The following is a 1,535-nucleotide window of genomic DNA, read 5'->3' as shown; positions in this document are numbered from 1 at the left end:
TCGAGGGCGCCCGCGCCGGTGCCGCCGATGCCGCGGTCCCCGGCGGGGTCCTGAGCGGGGGCACCGGGCGTCTGCGGCCATGCGGGGTGCGGCCGCCACAGAACGGTGCCGGCGAGCAGCGCCAGCAGCCCGCGGCGGGTCGGGGGGAGGCGGCTCAAGGCGCGCGGCCCTCCGCCGCGTCCGACGCGCTATCCGGGCCGGTCACCGTGCCGGGATCGCGGGCGGGCACCTCCTCCCGGTAGACGTAGATGCCGAAATTCCAGCGGTGGCGTCCGCCGGCATCCTCCGCGCAGGCGGCGTGCGCCTCGGCGTTGGCCTGCTTCAGCGCCCCCATCGCGATCTCCCGCGCCCGCTCCTCCAGCCGCGCGGCGAGCCCGTCGGAGAGGCCGTCGTAATGGACGGCGCGCTCGAAGAAGCGCGGGGAGGGGGCGGCGACGTTCTCGGCGGCGGCCGCGATGTGGTCGTGCAGGTTGCGCCCGAAATAGTAGAGCTGCGGCTCGTCCCCGCCCTTGGGCAGGTAGGCCGCCTCCAGCAGGCGCACCCGGCCCTCCGGGTCGAGGATGGCGAGGCCGCGGTCGAGCCACTCGTCGAGCACGGCGCGGGGCCGCACGTCCTTGGTCACGCCCGCCACGAGGCTCTCGAAGGAGGGCGACGCGTCGTCGGCGGAGCGCGGCAGCGGCAGCGGCCGGCCCTGGCCGTCGGTGAATTCGGGCGCGGCGACCCAGCGGGCGATGATCCGGCTCGTGCGCGAGACCGTCGCGGGCACCTGGCTCACCGGCGCGCCCGCCCCGCGCAGGCGGCGCACCTCCTTGCGGTGGATCCCCGTCAGCAGGCTGACCCGGCTGTCGGTCTGCTCCTTGCCGGGCAGGGCGAAATCGTACTCGGCGACGTTCACGTAGAGTTCGCGCAGCAGGTTGGTCAGGGCCGGGAAGGTGATGCCCCGCTGCACCAGCAGGCGCACGAGCGGCCGCAGCAGGCGGGCCACCGGGCCGTGCAGCGCGGCGCCGTCCGGAGACGGGGCAGGTTCGGTCAGCTGAGACATGGCCCGACCTTAATGGTCGTGGTGTGGGAGACAATCCCACGATGTGCGCCCTGGCACCAAAGCGATGGAATTTCCGCTTGTCGTGGGATTTTTGCACACGTAACACTTCGTGGTCAATTTTCCCACATGCAACTCAGGCAATCGGAAGGCGCCGCCATGATCGAACTGAGACCCCGAAGCGTGCCGGGCGAGACGCCGCTCCTGCTCGCCGCTCGCCCCCGTCCGATCCTGTCCGGAACCGTTCGGCCGCTGCTCCGCGGCGCCGTTCTCGCCGCCTGTCTGTCGGCAGCGCTCGGATTGCCCGCCATCCGGGCCTTCGCCGCCGACCGGGTCGCGTCCTTCAGGATCTCGGCGGCCTCCGATACCGGCCTCGCCGCGCCGCGCGGCCAAGCGATACGGCCCATGCTCGTCCGGGGGACGGCCCGATGAGGGCCGCCATGGAGACGGCCTTTCCCACGGCGGGCCTCGCCGCGCGCCGGCTTCGTCCGCCGCG

The 1,535-nt window shown here is 73.6% G+C and carries 2 protein-coding genes; one reads left to right on the top strand and one right to left on the bottom strand.

The annotated features are described in order from the left end of the window. Nucleotides 1-154: 154 nt before the first annotated feature. Nucleotides 155-1,042, bottom strand: coding sequence for a DUF6502 family protein (locus tag MFF42_RS25920; protein ID WP_238258833.1), 888 nt, complete (start codon nt 1,040-1,042; stop codon nt 155-157). Between the two features lie 156 nt (nt 1,043-1,198). Between MFF42_RS25920 and MFF42_RS25915 the strand changes: the two genes are divergently transcribed. Next, on the top strand, nt 1,199-1,471 hold the full coding sequence (locus tag MFF42_RS25915) for a hypothetical protein (RefSeq protein WP_238258832.1): 273 nt from the start codon (nt 1,199-1,201) through the stop codon (nt 1,469-1,471). Nucleotides 1,472-1,535 lie beyond the last annotated feature (64 nt).

This window comes from Methylorubrum podarium, from assembly GCF_022179745.1.
Lineage (GTDB): Bacteria > Pseudomonadota > Alphaproteobacteria > Rhizobiales > Beijerinckiaceae > Methylobacterium > Methylobacterium podarium.
This window is presented reverse-complemented; position numbering and strand designations above follow the sequence as displayed.